Raw genomic sequence first — 16,300 nt, 5'->3', positions numbered from 1 at the left:
TCTACGCGCAGCGAGGCCCGCATTCCGCGGCCTGCCGTATACACTATGTGCATGTCCGGATGCGGCCCTGTTTGAGACATGCCGACCGACCTTGAGAATGTCCGCGAACCGAGGAAGACCGGAAGTGGCCAGCGCACAAGGCAGGCCGCTTCCATGCGGCCGTCTTCGCTTGGTCACGAATGACCCGGATTGGCAGCCTACAACGCGCCGATCGCCTCGGCTAAAGCATGATCCGGAAAAGTGCGCAGCGGTTTTCCCTCGCGACAAACGCGGAGCGCGTTTGCGCGGAGATCATGCTCAAACAACGCCTAAAGCGCGATGACGATTCATCCCAATCTCATCGCGCTTTAGGCAAGATGACTGGCCAGCCGGAAGGTCTCTCAGCGAGCTCGGCAGGGCGGGCCGATGATCACTTCCTTACGGCAGCGACCCTCTAAGGTCCGCGACACCAAAATCTACCGTGGCTCCGCCACCGTTCTCAGAAGTCGTCTGGGTGCGGGCCTCGCTGTGCGCTGACACAGCGATGACCCGGTCGCCTTTCTTCTCCGCCAGTCCGACATTTCGAGCGAGGATCGCGCCAAGCAAAAGCATCGTGACCATCAGCCCGCTCACGGACGCAGTCACATAAACATTGGACCAATTGCGCATCACTACACCACCCATGCGCATCGCCCCGGCCCGATGCAACATGCGTCGTTGAGTCGTTAGGCGATTTGGTGGCGCGGCAGTGGCGTTCTGGAGTTCACCTCACTTGTTACGCGGTGGCGGCCACTCGTTGCAGGTTCGTGGCGAGCGGATTGCTTTGAGCAGCCTTTCCTGTGGACCGCCGCACTTCCATCACAGGAGGCAGCATGGACTCAGGCATACTCCGAAATTGCGCGGCTTGCTCTCCCGGCCGCGCGGATCTCGCCTGGAGCCCCGGCTGGTACGGTCGGGGCTCTCTTTGGAGCGGCTCTCTGAGACCGTTCAGCTTGGCCTCGGGCGGCGGTCTTGGTGCTGCCAGTCGCCTAAGCCACTAACCCGATCACTAGCTCCGTCAGAACTGCTGACGTTGCTATCCGCTTCCGGGATTTCAGCGCTGTTCGTCTGGATCAGACATAGCTGTTTCTGCATCTCGACGAGGCGCGCGCGGCCATATTGCCACCGGATAAAGCCGCAGCCGCGCCGTGCTAATTGTTGCGCGCAGCTCAAATGACGACAATTCCGGGCTGCATCGTGCGCGTCGGACTGAAGCATCACTTGCGCTGATCTGTTTACGGCGACTTCCGCTTCTGGCCCGTCTCGGACCTCACGACGCCGAAGCAGAATGTCCGCCACTGAGGTGAGAGCTGAAGTCCGCTGATGATCCCTGGTGAGTGAAATGGCTTAAAAAGGCGCTTCCACGTGTTAACGTGATCATCACGAACGATCACTGCTTACAGTCCCCCTGTCTACGTCCCCTGCTACTACCCCACCTAAAAAATCTATTGTGTGTTCAACGTATTACGTGAAGCGATAGATTCATCCACAACCACCCCTCGGGCGATCCCTCGCCCTCGCAGGCGGACATCCAGATGACCAAGGCCATCATCGACATCGCAAAGCCGCTCGGCATCGCCGTGCACGACCACATCATCGTCGGCAAGAGCAGGCATGCCAGGCTGCGCGGGATGCGGTTGATCTAGAGCCTCAAATCAGATGACAAGGACACAATGAGCGACTGGCTGCACAATCTGCCGGTGCCCGCAATGGCGCTGGTGATCTTTGGATTCACGTACCTGCTCGCCGCGGCCATCTTCGCAGGCATCGCGAGGGCTGCGACGGAGGAGCGCGCGAAGTCGCTGAAGGCGATCTCGCCGGGCATGCTGCCGGTGCTCGGCATCATCTTCGGCCTGTTCGTCGCCTTCATCGCCGCGCAGGTCTGGGGCGACAGCGACCGCGCCAGCGCCGCGGTGAGCCGCGAGGCCAGTGCGCTAGGCAGCGCCGTGCTGCTGGCCGCCGGCCTGCCGGCGGAGCAGGAGACGAAGCTCCGCGGCCTGGTGCGCGACTATGTCGGCCAGGCCGTCGCGGTGGAATGGCCGATGATGGCGCATCAGGAAGTGTCGCTGAAGGTCACGCCGCCGGCACTTGCCGAAGCCCTGCAGTTCGTCGTCGCGATGACGCCGCAAGGCCCGGGGCAGGCGAATGTGCAGCGCGAGCTCATCGCCGCGCTGGAGCAAGCGCTGGACGCGCGGCGGCAGCGGATCATCGTCAGCCTCGCCGCGGTGAACCCGGTCAAATGGTGGTGCCTGTATCTCCAGGCGGCCTGCGCCCTATTGGTGATCGGCCTTGTTCATTGCGACAACCGGCTGGGATCGGCGATCGCGATGGGCCTGTTCGCCACCGGCGTCGCCACCTCCGTGCTGCTCATCGCTGCGCACGACCGGCCGTTCGCCGGCCAGATCTCGATCCAGCCGGAGCCGCTGCTCCAGATCATGCCGGCAGACCCCGGCAAGAGTTGAGCAGAGCGGCTTGCCCCGCGAGAGAGCATCTCACCGGACGAGCTGCCACCCCTTCGGCGTCCAGCGCAGCAGCGTGCCGGACAGCGGCTTTGGTGCGCGCGCCATCATGTTCCTGGCCAGCGTCCGCAGCGCGTCGATCGCGACACTGCTGTCTTCGCTTGCATAGAGCACGAGATCGGCCGACGGCGCCGCGACGATCAGGACACCGCCCTTAGCCTGCGCGAGCGGCGCCCAGCTGTCGACCAGCGCGAGCCGGCTGGTCTGATAATAGTCCCCCGTCAGCGTGCCGAATTGTCCTGATGGGACCGCTTTTGCGACGGTCGTGAGTGGCTTCACGCTGCTGCGCAGATTGGCGATGGCGATGTCGAAGACCTGGTCCTGCGTCAAGCCGAGCGCAGCACGATCCTTGTCGTTGAACACCCTGACCGCCCGCGGCGAATCCAGCACCGGGACGATCACCAGCCCCTCTGCCAGGGGCCGCGTCTGCGCCGGGCCGCGCGCATCGACCTCCCGAAGGGCCTGCCGCATGTAGTCAGCCGAGCGCACGACCACGCGAAGGGCTGCTCGGGTCGGCGGATCGTTCCGGCTGCTCGCCGTTGCCTTGACGCCGCTGACATAGGCGCCGATCTCCCTGGCGCAGCCGCCCGTATTGGCCTTGCAGAAGGCGTAGATGCGGTCGATGTTGGTTTGCAGTGGACCGACCGACAGCGTCAGCGGTCCCTTGATCACGACCGGGGTGTCACGAATCTCGGCGCGGATACGCTCGGCCACGAAAGCCGTAAACGCGGGTTCGTCGGCTGGAATCTGTTGCGCCCGGGCAGCCCCGGCTCCGACGAGATCGCCGGCCACGATCGCGGCGATCAGCCACCGGCATATGCGAGATCGGATGCTCATGCGAACCACCAGCTCGGGAGAGCGGCTCGCCGGCCGATACTCACCCCTCCGCGTCCAATCTACTGCCGGGCGCCGTCAATCCTGTGGGCGCCGGCGGTTGATCGATCAATAGCAATAGCGTTGGCTGACCCGGACGTAATAGCCGTCGGGACGCTGCACATAACAGCCGCGCTGATAGGCGTAGTAACCGGAGCGGCGGCGCTCGCCCTCGGAAGCGATCGCAGCGCCCGTGCCGGCACCGACGACGGCGCCGATTGCGGCGCCGCGGCCTCCGCCGAGCGCACCACCGAGGATCGCCCCGCCGACACCGCCGATGATCGCACCGCCGATGGCATCCTGGGCTGCAGCCTCATGCGCCGGCATCGCCATCGCGACCGTCAGACATGCCGCGATTCCAAAACTTCCAATGCGAAGACCTCGAAGCATGCTCGCCCTCCCTGTGATGAGCCAGTCATAGCGCCGGAAGCGGATTCGGACCAGACAAATAGCCGGCAGCGCGGCTCGCGACGCCTACGCGATGGCGCCGGAGGCGCAGCGCGAAGACGGCTCAAACCATGCCGCGAGCGACGCACAGGCCGGCCAATCGGACGTCAGGGATAGATCCAGCGCTGCACGGCCTCGGCGGTGTCGGCCGGCGTGAAGTTGAAGCAGATCGCGGCGTCAGGCGCCAGTTGATGGACGAGGTTGAGCACCTTCTCGAACAGCAGCGGGCGCTCTTTCGGCTCGCGCAGCCCCGCGCCGATCACGATGCAGTCGAAGCGCTCGTCGCGCAGTGCGGCCGTGACGCCGGCTTCGGCGGTCGCGTCGAGATCGATCAGGCAGCTCGTGACCTCGTAGCCGAGATCACGCAGGCGCAGCAATTGCGCTTCGATGTAATGGCGCACGAGCTCCGGCGTGAGCTGCGGAATGCGCTGTAATCCGCACTGCCGGGTTCGATGCCGATCGCGAGGACGCGCTTGGCCATGCAGGGCTCCCTACCGCATCATCTAAAATGCTAACGGACGAACGACCTTGCCGGTTCCCCCACTGGCGGGTCGCGCCGCCGGCGAAGGCGCGGGTCCCGTCCTGCGGCACATTTTCCCGCCCAGGCTGTAAGCCATTTCACATGCGCCGGGCCGGCAACCTGCCACATTTGCCGGAGATCCCGTTGGAGTCACACCCCTATCACGGCGCCTCGTCCATATCTGACTTGCACGAAATTTCGATAATTCATCAATTTTCGGGAGCGGAAGATGGTCTCATTCGAGAATCTGAAAAGCGAGTACGAGCGGAATTGGTCCAATCTCGAGATCCGGCCTTCCCGCCTCGCCGACGCGAATGGAGTCGCGCGCAAGGCGATCAACGGCAAGGCGACCTATCAGCAGATCGAGCGGCTGACCGGAGTCCCCTGGTATTTTGCCGCGCTGTGCCACTACCGCGAATCCAACTTCGATTTCGACACCTATCTCGGCAACGGCGAAACGCTTCATCGCGTGACGAGCATCGTTCCGAAGGGGCGCGGCCCCTTTACCACGTTCGTGGACGGCGCCGTGGACGCGTTCAGAATCGAGAACTTCATCGGCGCCCACGACTGGGGCATCGCGCGGATGCTGTTCCGGCTCGAGGCGTTCAACGGCTTCGGCTATCACTCGAAGGGCTGCAATTCGCCCTACCTCTATGGCGGTTCGACGCTGTACGGCCCGCCCGAGGCGAGGGCCGGCAAATTCGTCCGCGACCACGTGTTCGACTCGAACCACGTCGATTCCCAGCTCGGCACGGCGGTGATCTTGCATGCGATGATGTCGCTCGATTCCTCGATCACCCTCGACGGTAGCCCGCAATTCGCCGGCCGCACCGAGCCCGAGGACGATGCCGCGTCGACGATTGTTCTGATGCAGCAGGCGCTCAACAAGCTCGGCGCCAATCCGCCGCTCGTCGAGGACGGCATCAGTGGACCGAAGACCGGGGCCGCGGTCTCGCAATTTCAGCAGCAGAACGGCCTGAGGGATACCGGGCTTCTCGACGGGGCCACGGTCGCGGCGCTCACGCGTGCAACGCAGGCGGGAGGCTCCCTGCCGAGTGGCGATATTTCCAAGGTCCTGAAGCGGCTGGAAGACCTCGCACAGTTGCTGCGACCGGCAGCCGGCGGCGTAACACCGGGAACGACGACACCGGGCAATACGCTGCCCGCCACCAACGATCCGATCAGCCTGTTCGAACGGCTCTTCTCCCTCATCAACAAGACGGCGCCCGTGCCAGGACCGGTCAGTCCGACCAACCCGGCCCCCGTCGATCAGTTGAAGCAGGTCGTCGACCTGCTCAGCACCTTGCTCAACAAGGACGGCAAGCCCATGCTCGGCCAGGTCAACGGCGCGCTCGGCGAGACCATCGGCAAGCTGCTCGACGGCAAGAAGACGGCACTTGGCATCGGCGGCTCGGTGCTCACTGCGCTGCTCTCTTCGGTGACGGCGAGCCCGAATGCAGGCGGTATTGCCGGACTGCTCGGAACGATCGTATCGGCGGTGCCGGGCCTCGGCCAGTTCGCGATGCCGATCTCGCTGGCGCTCACGGCCTGGGGCGTGCTCGGCAAGTTCGAGAAGTGGGCGCAAGGCACCGCGCCGCCGCCGAAGCCGACGACGTAAAGCCGTTTGCGTCTTCAGCCGTCGGCATTGGCAATAGCTGCCGCACGCCGCTCCATCAACACGCGCTCGCGCGCATTGTTCGCGAGACGTGCGGCGGTCTCGAACGATAATCGCGCCTCGGCGAAGCGGCCGAGCTTCTCCAGGAGGTCGCCGCGGACGGAATGGAGATGGTGGTAGGCCCCGAGCGCCGGTTCGTCAGCGATCATGTCCACGAGATCGAGACCGGCCTGCGGCCCTTCGGCCATGCCAAGCGCGACCGCCCGGTTGAGCTCGATCACCGGCGAGCGCACCAGCGCCGCAAGCTGGCCATAGAGTTCCGCAATGCGGCGCCAGTCGGTGGCAGCGGCCGTCTCCGCCGTCGCGTGACACGCGACGATCGTGGCCTGCAGCGTGTAGAACCGGCCGGCACCACCGAGCTCGCGCGCGCGATCGAGCGCGCGAAGGCCGCCACCAATCTGGCGCCGGTCCCAGAGCCTGCGGTCCTGGTCCATGAGCAGGATGGGCTCGCCATCGATGCCGGTGCGCGCCTGCTTCCGCGCGGCATTCAGCTCCATCAGCGCCATCAGACCGTGGACCTCGGGCTCGAGGGGCGCGAGCCCGACCAGCACCCGCCCCATGCGCAGAGCCTCGTCGCAGAGCTGCGGCCGCAGCCACTCCTCGCCGCCTGAGGCCGAATAGCCCTCGTTGAATATGAGATAGACGACCTCGAGCACCGAGGCGAGACGCTCCGAAAGCGCCTCGCCGCCCGGGATCTCGTAGCTCAGGCCCGACCGCGACAGCGTGCGCTTGGCGCGGACGATGCGCTGGGCGATGGTTGCCTCCGTGACCAGGAAGGCGCGCGCGATCTCGTCGGTGGTCAGGCCGCAGATCATGCGCAATGCCAGCGCCGCGCGGACCTGCCGCGGCAGCAGCGGGTGACAGGCCGTGAAGATCAGCCGCAACCATTCGTCACCGATATCGTCGTCGAGGGCGGCGTCGAAATCCGGCATCGCGTCCTGCTCCTGCATCAGCTCGTGCGTCAGCAGGTCCTGCTTGCGGGTGAGCATCTTTGCCCGGCGCAGATGATCGAGCCCGCGGCGCTTGGCCGTCGCAACCAGCCAGGCGCCGGGATTGTCCGGCACCCCGCTGTGCGGCCACGCTTCCAGCGCTGCGACCAGAGCGTCCTGGGTCAATTCCTCCGCCAGCGGCACGTCGCGCAGCATGCGCGACAGCGTGGCGATCAGCCGTGGCTGCGCGACGCGCCAGGTTGCGTGAATCGCGGCGCGGATCGCGTGATCGATGTCGGCGGTCGTCATCGCCGCCGACCAGAGCCCTTTCCGTTCCGATGGAATCGGAACGGGGCTCTAGATTCTTGTTTTGACGCGTTTTCTTGACGCGAAACGGTATTCACTTCGCGAGAAAACGCTCCAGGACGAGCGGTGGTGTCCATCAGGCGTGGGCAGCCACCCTGGACTGCGCGTCGACCTGGCAGGCGATCTCCACGCCCGGCGTGGCGAATGCCCGTAATTCGCAGGTCCCCTCCCAGCCCGGCATGTGATCGAGGTGCAGCTGCATGAATTCCTTCGCCATGGCCACGGCTTCCGCCTTGTCGCGCAGCTCGAAAATGGCATAGCCGCCGATCACTTCCTTGGCCTCGACGAAGGGGCCGTCGATGACGCTGAGCTCACCGTCGACGATTCGCACCCGTGCGCCGGTCGCAAGCGGCATCAGGCCGCCATTGTCGATCATTCGACCGGCCTTGATCTCCCGCTCGGATATGTCCTGCATGGCCTCCATCAGCGCCGGGCTCGGGGCAGCCATCGGCTGGCTGGAGGTGACGATGTACATGAAGCGCATGAAAAACTCCCTTGGCGAGCAGCAGCCGCTCCGGCTGCAAACCGGCTCGCTATGGATGTGACGATTGAGCCTTGGCTAAATCGACATCGACCGGAAGATTTATTGCCGCAGCATGATCAGGGGATCGGCGGTATCGGGGACGCGCCGCCATTGCGCGTTGTCATCGGCCTCGAACTGCCAGGCCTCGCCTGATTTCGACATCAGGACGATCTGGCCGCGCTCGAGCCGCCATTGCGCCGGATTGAACTGAGCGATCGCCGGATCGCATTTCGGCTTGACGAAGACCTGGAAATTGTCCGGGCCGGCTTCCGTGTTGGTCAGCGTCAGCCCGCACACCGGCTGGCCGTTGCCGCGCACCATCGACCAGTCGCCGATCATCTGGTCCATCGACTTGGCCATCGAGCGGGCGGCGGCGAGATCCTGGAGGATGTAGACGCCCTCGCCCTGCCGCAGGCCTTCGAAGATGCCGGCCTCGACCTCGGTGAAGTCGATCACGGCTTCACCGGTCGCGTCCTGCAAACGAACGATGTCGAGGCCCCTGACGCTCCAGGCAACGATATCCTTCGTAAAGGGCAGCGTGGTCTTGCAGGCCGGCTCCAGCTCCAGCTTGAAACCCTGCGCCGCGGCATCGCCCTTCATCGTGACGACGCAGGTCTTGCTGCGCTCGGTGGTCGAGAGCTCCCACTGCCCGGGCATCGTCTTCTTCAGGGTCGTCGCATCCTGCGCATGCGCGATGCCGATCGCGGCCACGCAGGCCGCGACGGCGAATGCAACGACCCGAAGACCTCTCATCAGCGCCCCTTGAACGGCGTTTCCGCAACCGGCGTCAACGGCGCCTTGCCGGCGAACCAGGACTTGAGGTTGTCGACCACGAGCTGATCCATCGCGTTGCGCGTCACCACCGACGCCGAGCCGATATGCGGCAGCAGCACGACGTTCTGCATGGTCTTGAGCTCGTCCGGTACGCTCGGCTCGGCCGCGAACACGTCGAGACCGGCGGCGAGGATGGTGCCTGATTTCAGCGCCTGGACCAGCGCCGCCTCGTCGACCACCGAGCCGCGCGCCACGTTGACCAGCACGCCGCGCGGACCGAGCGCCTTCAGCACCTCGGCATTGATCATCTTGTTGGTCGAGGCGCCGCCGGGCACGATCACCATCAGCGTGTCCACCGCCTTCGCCATCTCGATCAGATCGGGATAGTGCTTGTAGGAGACGTCCTTCGACGGATTGCGGGAGTGGTAGACCACCGGCACCAGCGAGGCATCGAGCCGGCGCGCGATGGCCTGGCCGATCCGGCCCATGCCGACGATGCCGACCTTGCGGTCGCGCAGCGAGCCGACGCTGAGCGGATAGTTCTGCGTCTGCCAGAGGCCGGAGCGGACGTAGCGGTCGGCCTTGATGAACTCACGCACGGTGGAGATCAGAAGACCCATCGCGACGTCGGCGACCTCCTCGGTCAGCACGTCGGGCGTGTTGGTGACGATGATGTTGTGCTCGGCCGCGTATTTGGCGTCGACGTGGTCGTAGCCGACGCCGAAGCTCGCCACCATCTCGATCTTGGGCAATTGCGACAGCGAGTCCCTGTCGGCACGCACGGTGTGATAGGTCACCGCCACGCCGCGGATTTTTTCGCGGATCGCCGGTGTCAGCCGCTCGAGATCGCCCCGGGTCTCCGCCTTGTGCACGACGAAATGATCGGAAAAGCCGTTGTCGAGAATTGGCCGCACCGGCCCATAGATCAGAAGGTCGATCTTTTCGGACGAAATCGAACCGGTAGTCATCAGTTTTCCTTTCCAAGCGCGCTCTCGTGCCAGCGCCGTAAAACGAGGTGGGAAACTAGCGCCAGCACCCCATAGATGACAATCCCGGCCAGCGACAACAGCAGCAGCGCTGCGAACATGCGGGGTATGTTCAATCGATAGCCGGATTCGGCGATCCTGTAGGCGAGTCCGGAGCCTGCGCCGGCCGTTCCGGCCGCAATCTCAGCCACGACCGCGCCAATCAGCGACAGGCCGCCGGCAATGCGCAGGCCCCCGAGGATATAGGGCAGCGCCGCCGGCAGCTTCAGGAAGCGCAGGGTTTGCGGCGGCGAGGCGCCATAGAGCTGGAACAGGCCGGCAAGGTTGCGATCGACCGAATTCAGCCCGAGCGTGGTGTTGGACAGCACCGGGAAAAAGGCAACGATGAAGGCGCAGACGACGACCGCGGTCTGCTGCTCCAGATAGATCAGGAGCAGCGGTGCAATCGCGATGACAGGAGTCACCTGGAGGACGATTGCATAGGGGAATAGCGAATATTCCACCCATTTCGACTGGTTGAACAGCAGCGCCAGCGCGATGCCGCCGATGCTGGCGGCGACAAAACCTTCGAGCGTGGTCAGCAGCGTGGTCGCGAGCGATTGTGACAGCACCGCCCAGTCCTTGATCAACGTCAGGAAGATGACGGAGGGTGCTGGCAGAACGTAAGGCGGGATGTCCTTGATGCGGACGACCAGTTCCCAGGCCGCGAGTCCGGCTGCGAACACGATGACGGGAAGCACGAAGCGCATCGCGCGTTGCGCGCCGGATGGTTTTGCGGTGACGGTAGCTTGCGCGTTCATAGCATCGATTTTCCCGAATAGGACGGCGCCAGCGCGGCCGACACTTTCCGGCAATAATTGGAATAGGCGGCCGAGGTCCGAAACTCCTCACCGCGCGGCTCGACCGTCTCGATGCGGATATCGGCCTGGATGCGGCCGGGCCGCGCGGTCATGACCACGACCCGCTGCGACAGGTAGACGGATTCGAACACCGAATGGGTGACGAAGATGACGGTCTTGCCCAGGGCTCGCCACAGCGCGAGCAGGTCGTTGTTGAGGCGAAAGCGCGTGATCTCGTCGAGTGCGGCGAACGGCTCATCCATCAGGAGGATATCAGGGTCGGTGACGAGCGCACGCGCCAGCGACACCCGCATCTTCATGCCGCCGGAGAGCTCGCGCGGGAAAGCATCGGCGAAATCGGCAAGACCCACGCTGGCCAACGCCTCATCGGCCCGCGCGCGCGCCTCCGCCTTCGGAACGCCTGCGAGCCTCAAGGGCAGCCGCACATTCTCGCGCACGCTGGTCCAGGGCATCAGCGTCGGCTCCTGGAACACGAAGCCGATGCCATGACCCGGCAGCACATCGCCCTCGTGGCGCGCCACCCGCACGATGCCGGACGATGGCGCGCTGAGCTCTGCGATCAGGCGCAGCGCAGTGGACTTGCCGCAACCGGACGGGCCCAACAGCGAGATGAACTCGCCCTTGCGAACGGCAAGGTCGAGCGGGCCGAGCGCCATGACGCCATTGTCATACGCCTTCGTCACGCCGCGCAGGCTGACGGCGAGAGCCGTCAGGCCGGCCTCGACCCCGGACGAGCTTTTGACGGATGACATGGACCTTGCGCTACGGCTTGCTCGGGCGCAGCTCGACGCCGACGCCCTTGTTGACGAAGCGCAGCGTATAGGACTTGCGGAAGTCGAGATCCGCCTTCACGACGCCGGCCTTCACCATCTTGTTGAAGAAGGACGTGTAGCGATCGTCGCTCATCGCGCCGATGCCGTTCTTCAAGGACTCGCCGGAATCGACGATGCCGTATTCCTTCATCTTGGCGACGGAATAAGCGAGCAGCTCGTCGGTCATCTCCGGGTTGAGCTTCTTGATCATGGCATTGCCCGCGGAATTGTCGCGGTAGATGTAATTGTACCAGCCGACGATGGAGGCATCGACGAAGCGCTGCACCAGGTCCGGCTTCTTCTCGACCATGTCGCGGCGGGTCTCGATCAGGGTCGAATAGGTGTTGAAGCCGTAATCGGCGAGCAGCAGCACATTCGGCTTGAAGCCGGCGGCCTTCTCGACCGCGAAGGGCTCGGAGGTGACGTAGCCCTGCATCGCGCTCTTGGGATTGGCGATGAAGGGCTGCGGATTGAAATTGTAGGGACGGACGTTCTTCTCGTTGAAGCCGTATTCGGACTTCAGCCACTGGAAGTAGCTGGTCATGCCCTCCTTGGAGACGAACAAGGTCAGCGGCTTGAGATCCTCGATCTTGGCGACCTTGGCGTCCGGCTGCGTCAGCATCACCTGCGGATCCTTCTGGAAGACCGCTGCGATGGTGACGACGGGGACGTTATTCGCCACCGCGTCGAACGACATCAGCGTGTTCGCGGCCATGAAGAAATCGATCTTGCCGGCGATCAGCAGCATCCGGTTGTTCTCGTTCGGTCCGCCGGGAACGATGGTGACGTCGAGCCCATATTTCTTGTAGGTGCCGTCGGCGACCGCCTGGAAGAAACCGCCATGCTCGGCCTCGGCGACCCAGTTGGTGCCGAAGGTGACCTTGTCCAGCGTCTCGGCGCGCGCCGGAGCCAAAGAGACGAAGGCGGCCATCAAGCTCGCCGTTAACGCTCGCCGCAGATGAGAGGGGGTCATGATGGCACTCCGTCGATCGTGGCTGGCCGATGTGAAGGCAACGCGATAGAACCGCATGAAGTTCGGGGACGCGAGCCGGCCAGGCCCGCGTCCCCTGATAACCCCAAAATACGCGACAAATTCGGGCAAAGAAACCACGATGACGCCGTCCCGCGACTGGATCGACATCAACTGGGCCGATGGGAGCCTTGCAGACGTGTCGCGCTGGATCGCGGTGCTGCCGCTGGCGGCGACCGAGCAGCACGGCCCGCATCTGCCGCTCGAGACCGACGTGCTGATCGCGGACGCGTATCTCGCGCGCGTGCGCGAGCTGTTGCCCGCAAATGTTCCGGCGACGTTCCTGCCCGTTGAACCGGTCGGGATTTCCACCGAGCATATCGACTATCCGGGCACGCAGACGCTGCCGACCGAGGTGGCGCTGAAGCGATGGACCGCAATCGGCGAGGACATCGCGCAGCGCGGCGTGAAGAAGCTCGTCATCATCACCAGCCATGGCGGCAACAGCGCGGCAATGATGCTGGTCGCGCAGGATCTTCGCGCGCATCGCAAGCTCTTTGTGGTGACGACGTCGTGGTCGCGGCTGTCAGGCGCGGAGAAACTGTTCCCGGCGGATGAAGTGCGCCACGGCATCCATGGCGGCGCGGTGGAGACGTCGATCATGCTGGCACGCTATCTCGATCAGGTGCGGGTTGATGCGATCGCGGATTTTCCCGCGAGCAGCATCGCCATGGAAAAGCAGTATCGCTGGCTGTCGACGCAGCGGCCGGCACCGTTCGCCTGGCAGGCGCAGGATCTCCACACGAGCGGCGCGATCGGCAATGCGACGCTGGCCGTCCCCGAGAAGGGCGAGCAGCTCATCGATCAGGGGGCGCGCGCATTTTGCGAGCTGCTGGCCGAGGTCGATAACTTCGACGTGAACAGGCTCGCCAAAGGGCCTCTCGGCTAGCTCGCATCCGACTGGAATCATTCAAGAAACATCCTGGCTGCACGCCCGCTTTTGCGGGATTCGAACCGGACGCGACAAGCCTCCGTCCAACTGGGCACGCGGGCCACAACGGACCGCCTCAACCCGGATGGAGTTTCACATGTCGATCAAGACCAGGATTGCCGCCGTCGCGCTCGCTGCCCTCGCCGTCACCGGCAGCATCGTGTCCACCACCTCCTCGGCCGAAGCCAAGCAGCCCGGCTGGGTCTGGGGTGTGGGTGCCGGCATCGCCACCGCCGCCGTCGTCGGCTCCGCGATCACCGCCAGCAACGACCCCTATTACAACGGCTATCACCGCTGCGGCTGGGTCGCCCAGTACAACGCCTTCGGCCAGTACGTCGGCCGCGTTCGTACTTGCTACTGATTTGAGTACCTGAGGCCGATCTCACGTGGATCCCGCGTTCGACACGGGCGCCTCATCCACCCCGTGTCGTGCCCCCGACCCGCCCGGCTGTCCCCCCGGGCGGGTCATTCATTTTGGACCTGAGAATTTGTTGCAGCTCCGTCACACAAGAGTGCGAACCATCCGCTGCGGCAATCCGTGCCAGTTGCTATTGCGAATTAATCGCAATAAGGTTCGCAGCAGGCACAGGGGCTTGGGAAGAAATCGCGTCGAATCGGGATCGTCTGGTCCGATCGCGTGAACAACCAAGACTTCGTGACAGGGTCGCCGCGAATCTGCAGGGATATCGCGGCGAATGGGACACATTCGCGTTTGGGGGCGTGCGTTTTGAAGTTGAGAGGTCACCGACACCGGTATTTGCGAACGGCCGCGGCGATTGCCTCGGGCGTGCTGGCTTTTCCCGCCGCCGTACACGCGGCCGATCTGCCGCTGAAGGCGCCGGCGCTGAAAGCGGTCTATGACTGGACCGGCCTCTATATCGGCGCGCATGCCGGCTACAGCCGTGGCTTGTCCAGCTTCGCGCTGAACGACGGCACCGCGATCAACGGCAGCGGCGTCTTCAGCGGCATGATCGGCGGCGTGCAGGCCGGCTACAACTACCGGCTCAACTCCGGCTGGCTCGTCGGCGTCGAAGGCGATTTTTCGTTTCCCAATTACATCACCTCCAACTCGATCGTTTCCTTCCTCGCGACACCTGCCAACACGGTCATCCAGCAGTGGGACTACACCGCCAGCCTGCGCGGCCGCGTCGGCTACACCAGCGGTCCATGGCTCGTCTATGCCACCGGCGGCTTTGCGTGGATGGGCGAGCGCTATTTCGACACGCCGGCCGCGGGCGACGTCCCGAAAATCCTGAACACGCGGCCCGGCTGGATCGCGGGTGCCGGCATCGAATACGGCTTCGCGCCGCATTGGAGCGCACGGCTCGAATATCTCTATAGCCGCTTCGACGGCGCCAACGTCGCCTTCTCCACGGGGGCCCAATACACCTCCTCGTCGCTCGACTTCCAGTCGATCAGGCTCGGGCTCAACCGCAAGGTCGATTGGCCGGGCATGCCGAGCTACAATCCGAAGAGCTCCCTGATCGACACGGAATCGGATCGCTGGGAGATTCACGGTCAGAGCACTTATCTGCCGCAAGGCTATCCGTCGTTCCCCGCTCTCTACAGCGGAACAAACTCGCTCTCGCCTTCAACCCAGGCCAAGGCGACCTGGAGCAACAGCCTGTTCCTGAACGCGCGGCTGTGGGACGGCGGCGAGGTCTACTACAATCCCGAACTGCTCCAGGGATTTGGACTGAACGACACGGTGGGCGCGGCAGGCTTCCCCAACGGCGAAGCGCAGAAATCGAACTTCCCCTATCCGCATTACAACACCTCGCGGCTGTTCGTGCGCCAGACGTTCGGCTTTGGCGGCGAGCAGGAAGAGCTCGCGAGCGGCCAGTTGCAGCTTGGGCAAAAGGTCGACGTGTCCAGGCTCACGGTGCAGGCCGGCAAGTTCGCGGTGATCGACGTGTTCGATGGCAACGCCTATGCCAAGGATACCCGCAAGGACTTCATGAACTGGTCGCTGTGGGCGCCGGGCGCCTTCGACTATTCCGCCGACAAGGTCGGTCTCACCTATGGCGTCACCGCCGAGCTCAACCAGAAGCAATGGGCGTTGCGCGGCGGCTATTTCCTGATGGTCGCGGAGTCCAATTCGAATCATTTCGACACCAGGGTCGGGGAACGCGGTCAGTACGCGATCGAGCTGGAGACGCGGTTCTCGCTGCTCGGCCAACCTGGCAAGCTCAGGACCATGGGCTGGGTCGACAGCGCCAACATGGGCAGCTTCCGCGAGACGCTGGACAATCCTGCGCTCAATCTCGACATCGCGCAGACCCGCCGCGGCCGCCTCAAGGTCGGCTACGTCGTCAACCTCGAGCAGGCGATCACAGAAGATATCGGGCTGTTCGGCCGCTGGAGCTGGAACGACGGCAAGACCGAAACACTCGCCTTCACCGACATCAACAGCAGCCTGGCCGGCGGACTGTCGATCAAGGGCACGAAATGGGGCCGGCCTGACGACGTCGTCGGCATCGGCGGCGCGGTCAATGCCATCTCGCAGGATTATCGCGACTTCCTGGCCGCCGGCGGCCTCGGTGTTCTCATCGGCGACGGCGCTCTCAACTACCGCAAGGAGCGCATCCTTGAGGCCTACTATGCCTATTCGGTGAACAAGAACGTCACGCTCACCGCGGACTATCAATTGATCACAAACCCGGCCTATAACGCCGACCGCGGGCCGGTCTCGATCTTCTCGGGCCGCCTGCACGCAGAGTTCTAGCCCAAAATTCCAGCCCAAGGGCGGGCCTATGAAGCCGAGAGATATCCGCACGGCCGCGATCGGCCGGGCGCTACTCCCCAATGTCTGGGACGTCGCGGCGCTGATCCTCGTGATCGGCGCCATGGTCCTGATCGTCTATGGCGGCGAGCAGACCACGGCGCCGCTGTCCGAGCTCGAGCGCGCACCGGTCACGCTCGATCCGGCAAACCTTCCGCTTTACGCCTTGCGCACCGTCTTACGGATGCTGCTCGCCATCGTCTGTTCGACGGTCTTCACCTTCATCTACGCGGCGATCGCAGCCAAGAGCCGGCG

15 protein-coding genes and 3 pseudogenes are annotated in these 16,300 nt (G+C 64.3%); 7 read left to right on the top strand and 11 right to left on the bottom strand.

Annotation, left to right across the window (positions count from 1 at the left end; all coding sequences use genetic code 11):
• Positions 1 to 417: 417 nt before the first annotated feature.
• On the bottom strand, positions 418 to 663 hold the full coding sequence (locus ABIB95_RS32625) for a hypothetical protein (RefSeq protein WP_135215889.1): 246 nt from the start codon (positions 661 to 663) through the stop codon (positions 418 to 420).
• Positions 664 to 1,502: 839 nt separating this feature from the next.
• Here ABIB95_RS32625 and ABIB95_RS32620 point away from each other — a divergent pair.
• Positions 1,503 to 1,664: pseudogene (locus tag ABIB95_RS32620) on the top strand (JAB domain-containing protein); the annotation flags it as partial.
• Positions 1,665 to 1,691: 27 nt separating this feature from the next.
• A complete protein-coding gene (locus tag ABIB95_RS32615) occupies positions 1,692 to 2,480 on the top strand; it encodes a bestrophin-like domain (RefSeq protein ID WP_354245541.1) in 789 nt (262 codons plus the stop codon).
• 30 nt (positions 2,481 to 2,510) lie between these two features.
• Here the strand turns inward: ABIB95_RS32615 and ABIB95_RS32610 are convergent, their stop codons facing one another.
• The 3 genes and pseudogenes from ABIB95_RS32610 to ABIB95_RS32600 form a co-directional block, all read right to left on the bottom strand.
• On the bottom strand, positions 2,511 to 3,374 hold the full coding sequence (locus tag ABIB95_RS32610; protein WP_354245538.1) for a DUF1444 domain-containing protein: 864 nt from the start codon (positions 3,372 to 3,374) through the stop codon (positions 2,511 to 2,513).
• A 105-nt stretch (positions 3,375 to 3,479) separates the two neighbouring features.
• On the bottom strand, positions 3,480 to 3,800 hold the full coding sequence (locus ABIB95_RS32605; protein WP_063980706.1) for a YMGG-like glycine zipper-containing protein: 321 nt from the start codon (positions 3,798 to 3,800) through the stop codon (positions 3,480 to 3,482).
• A 164-nt stretch (positions 3,801 to 3,964) separates the two neighbouring features.
• Positions 3,965 to 4,338 (bottom strand): annotated as a pseudogene (locus ABIB95_RS32600) (hypothetical protein).
• 268 nt (positions 4,339 to 4,606) lie between these two features.
• Here ABIB95_RS32600 and ABIB95_RS32595 point away from each other — a divergent pair.
• Positions 4,607 to 5,995: a peptidoglycan-binding protein gene (locus ABIB95_RS32595; protein WP_085402672.1), complete on the top strand. Its 1,389-nt coding sequence runs from the start codon at positions 4,607 to 4,609 to the stop codon at positions 5,993 to 5,995.
• Between the two features lie 14 nt (positions 5,996 to 6,009).
• Here ABIB95_RS32595 and ABIB95_RS32590 read toward each other — a convergent pair whose 3' ends face one another.
• The 7 genes from ABIB95_RS32590 to ABIB95_RS32560 all read right to left on the bottom strand — a co-directional run bounded on the left by ABIB95_RS32590 (position 6,010) and on the right by ABIB95_RS32560 (position 12,275).
• Positions 6,010 to 7,290, bottom strand: coding sequence for an RNA polymerase sigma factor (locus tag ABIB95_RS32590; protein ID WP_354245534.1), 1,281 nt, complete (start codon positions 7,288 to 7,290; stop codon positions 6,010 to 6,012).
• Positions 7,291 to 7,423: 133 nt separating this feature from the next.
• A complete protein-coding gene (locus ABIB95_RS32585; protein WP_085402674.1) occupies positions 7,424 to 7,831 on the bottom strand; it encodes a YciI family protein in 408 nt (135 codons plus the stop codon).
• A gap of 99 nt (positions 7,832 to 7,930) precedes the next feature.
• On the bottom strand, positions 7,931 to 8,623 hold the full coding sequence (locus ABIB95_RS32580) for an AprI/Inh family metalloprotease inhibitor (RefSeq protein WP_085402675.1): 693 nt from the start codon (positions 8,621 to 8,623) through the stop codon (positions 7,931 to 7,933).
• The gene (locus ABIB95_RS32575; protein ID WP_085402676.1) at positions 8,623 to 9,612 is read right to left on the bottom strand and encodes a 2-hydroxyacid dehydrogenase; all 990 of its coding nucleotides are present in this window, start codon (positions 9,610 to 9,612) and stop codon (positions 8,623 to 8,625) included. Before ABIB95_RS32575 ends, ABIB95_RS32580 begins: the two co-directional genes overlap by 1 nt.
• On the bottom strand, positions 9,612 to 10,430 hold the full coding sequence (locus ABIB95_RS32570; RefSeq protein WP_085402677.1) for an ABC transporter permease: 819 nt from the start codon (positions 10,428 to 10,430) through the stop codon (positions 9,612 to 9,614). Before ABIB95_RS32570 ends, ABIB95_RS32575 begins: the two co-directional genes overlap by 1 nt.
• Positions 10,427 to 11,242, bottom strand: coding sequence for an ABC transporter ATP-binding protein (locus tag ABIB95_RS32565; RefSeq protein WP_085402678.1), 816 nt, complete (start codon positions 11,240 to 11,242; stop codon positions 10,427 to 10,429). The genes ABIB95_RS32570 and ABIB95_RS32565 overlap by 4 nt, the downstream gene beginning before the upstream one ends.
• 10 nt (positions 11,243 to 11,252) lie before the next feature.
• Complete coding sequence (locus tag ABIB95_RS32560; protein ID WP_354245529.1) at positions 11,253 to 12,275, bottom strand: ABC transporter substrate-binding protein; 1,023 nt, start codon at positions 12,273 to 12,275, stop codon at positions 11,253 to 11,255.
• Positions 12,276 to 12,414: 139 nt separating this feature from the next.
• On the opposite strand from ABIB95_RS32560, the gene ABIB95_RS32555 reads away from it, so the two are divergent.
• The 4 genes and pseudogenes from ABIB95_RS32555 to ABIB95_RS32540 all read left to right on the top strand — a co-directional run.
• Positions 12,415 to 13,221: a creatininase family protein gene (locus ABIB95_RS32555; RefSeq protein ID WP_354245526.1), complete on the top strand. Its 807-nt coding sequence runs from the start codon at positions 12,415 to 12,417 to the stop codon at positions 13,219 to 13,221.
• 139 nt (positions 13,222 to 13,360) lie between these two features.
• A complete protein-coding gene (locus ABIB95_RS32550) occupies positions 13,361 to 13,624 on the top strand; it encodes a hypothetical protein (protein ID WP_354245523.1) in 264 nt (87 codons plus the stop codon).
• 396 nt (positions 13,625 to 14,020) lie between these two features.
• Positions 14,021 to 15,988 (top strand): carbohydrate porin, encoded by a 1,968-nt coding sequence (locus ABIB95_RS32545; RefSeq protein WP_354245520.1) that lies wholly within the window; start codon positions 14,021 to 14,023, stop codon positions 15,986 to 15,988.
• A 28-nt stretch (positions 15,989 to 16,016) separates the two neighbouring features.
• Positions 16,017 to 16,300 (top strand): annotated as a pseudogene (locus ABIB95_RS32540) (sulfonate ABC transporter permease); the annotation flags it as partial.

Origin of the sequence: Bradyrhizobium sp. LA2.1 (assembly GCF_040547725.1) — a bacterium.
In the GTDB taxonomy this organism is placed as follows: domain Bacteria; phylum Pseudomonadota; class Alphaproteobacteria; order Rhizobiales; family Xanthobacteraceae; genus Bradyrhizobium; species Bradyrhizobium barranii.
This window is presented reverse-complemented; position numbering and strand designations above follow the sequence as displayed.

Coding starts and splice junctions, on each gene's coding strand:
- ABIB95_RS32625 (WP_135215889.1), bottom strand. CDS start 663: ATGGGTGGTGTAGTGATGCGCAATTGGTCCAATGTTTATGTGACTGCG.
- ABIB95_RS32615 (WP_354245541.1), top strand. CDS start 1,692: ATGAGCGACTGGCTGCACAATCTGCCGGTGCCCGCAATGGCGCTGGTG.
- ABIB95_RS32610 (WP_354245538.1), bottom strand. CDS start 3,374: ATGAGCATCCGATCTCGCATATGCCGGTGGCTGATCGCCGCGATCGTG.
- ABIB95_RS32605 (WP_063980706.1), bottom strand. CDS start 3,800: ATGCTTCGAGGTCTTCGCATTGGAAGTTTTGGAATCGCGGCATGTCTG.
- ABIB95_RS32595 (WP_085402672.1), top strand. CDS start 4,607: ATGGTCTCATTCGAGAATCTGAAAAGCGAGTACGAGCGGAATTGGTCC.
- ABIB95_RS32590 (WP_354245534.1), bottom strand. CDS start 7,290: ATGACGACCGCCGACATCGATCACGCGATCCGCGCCGCGATTCACGCA.
- ABIB95_RS32585 (WP_085402674.1), bottom strand. CDS start 7,831: ATGCGCTTCATGTACATCGTCACCTCCAGCCAGCCGATGGCTGCCCCG.
- ABIB95_RS32580 (WP_085402675.1), bottom strand. CDS start 8,623: ATGAGAGGTCTTCGGGTCGTTGCATTCGCCGTCGCGGCCTGCGTGGCC.
- ABIB95_RS32575 (WP_085402676.1), bottom strand. CDS start 9,612: ATGACTACCGGTTCGATTTCGTCCGAAAAGATCGACCTTCTGATCTAT.
- ABIB95_RS32570 (WP_085402677.1), bottom strand. CDS start 10,430: ATGAACGCGCAAGCTACCGTCACCGCAAAACCATCCGGCGCGCAACGC.
- ABIB95_RS32565 (WP_085402678.1), bottom strand. CDS start 11,242: ATGTCATCCGTCAAAAGCTCGTCCGGGGTCGAGGCCGGCCTGACGGCT.
- ABIB95_RS32560 (WP_354245529.1), bottom strand. CDS start 12,275: ATGACCCCCTCTCATCTGCGGCGAGCGTTAACGGCGAGCTTGATGGCC.
- ABIB95_RS32555 (WP_354245526.1), top strand. CDS start 12,415: ATGACGCCGTCCCGCGACTGGATCGACATCAACTGGGCCGATGGGAGC.
- ABIB95_RS32550 (WP_354245523.1), top strand. CDS start 13,361: ATGTCGATCAAGACCAGGATTGCCGCCGTCGCGCTCGCTGCCCTCGCC.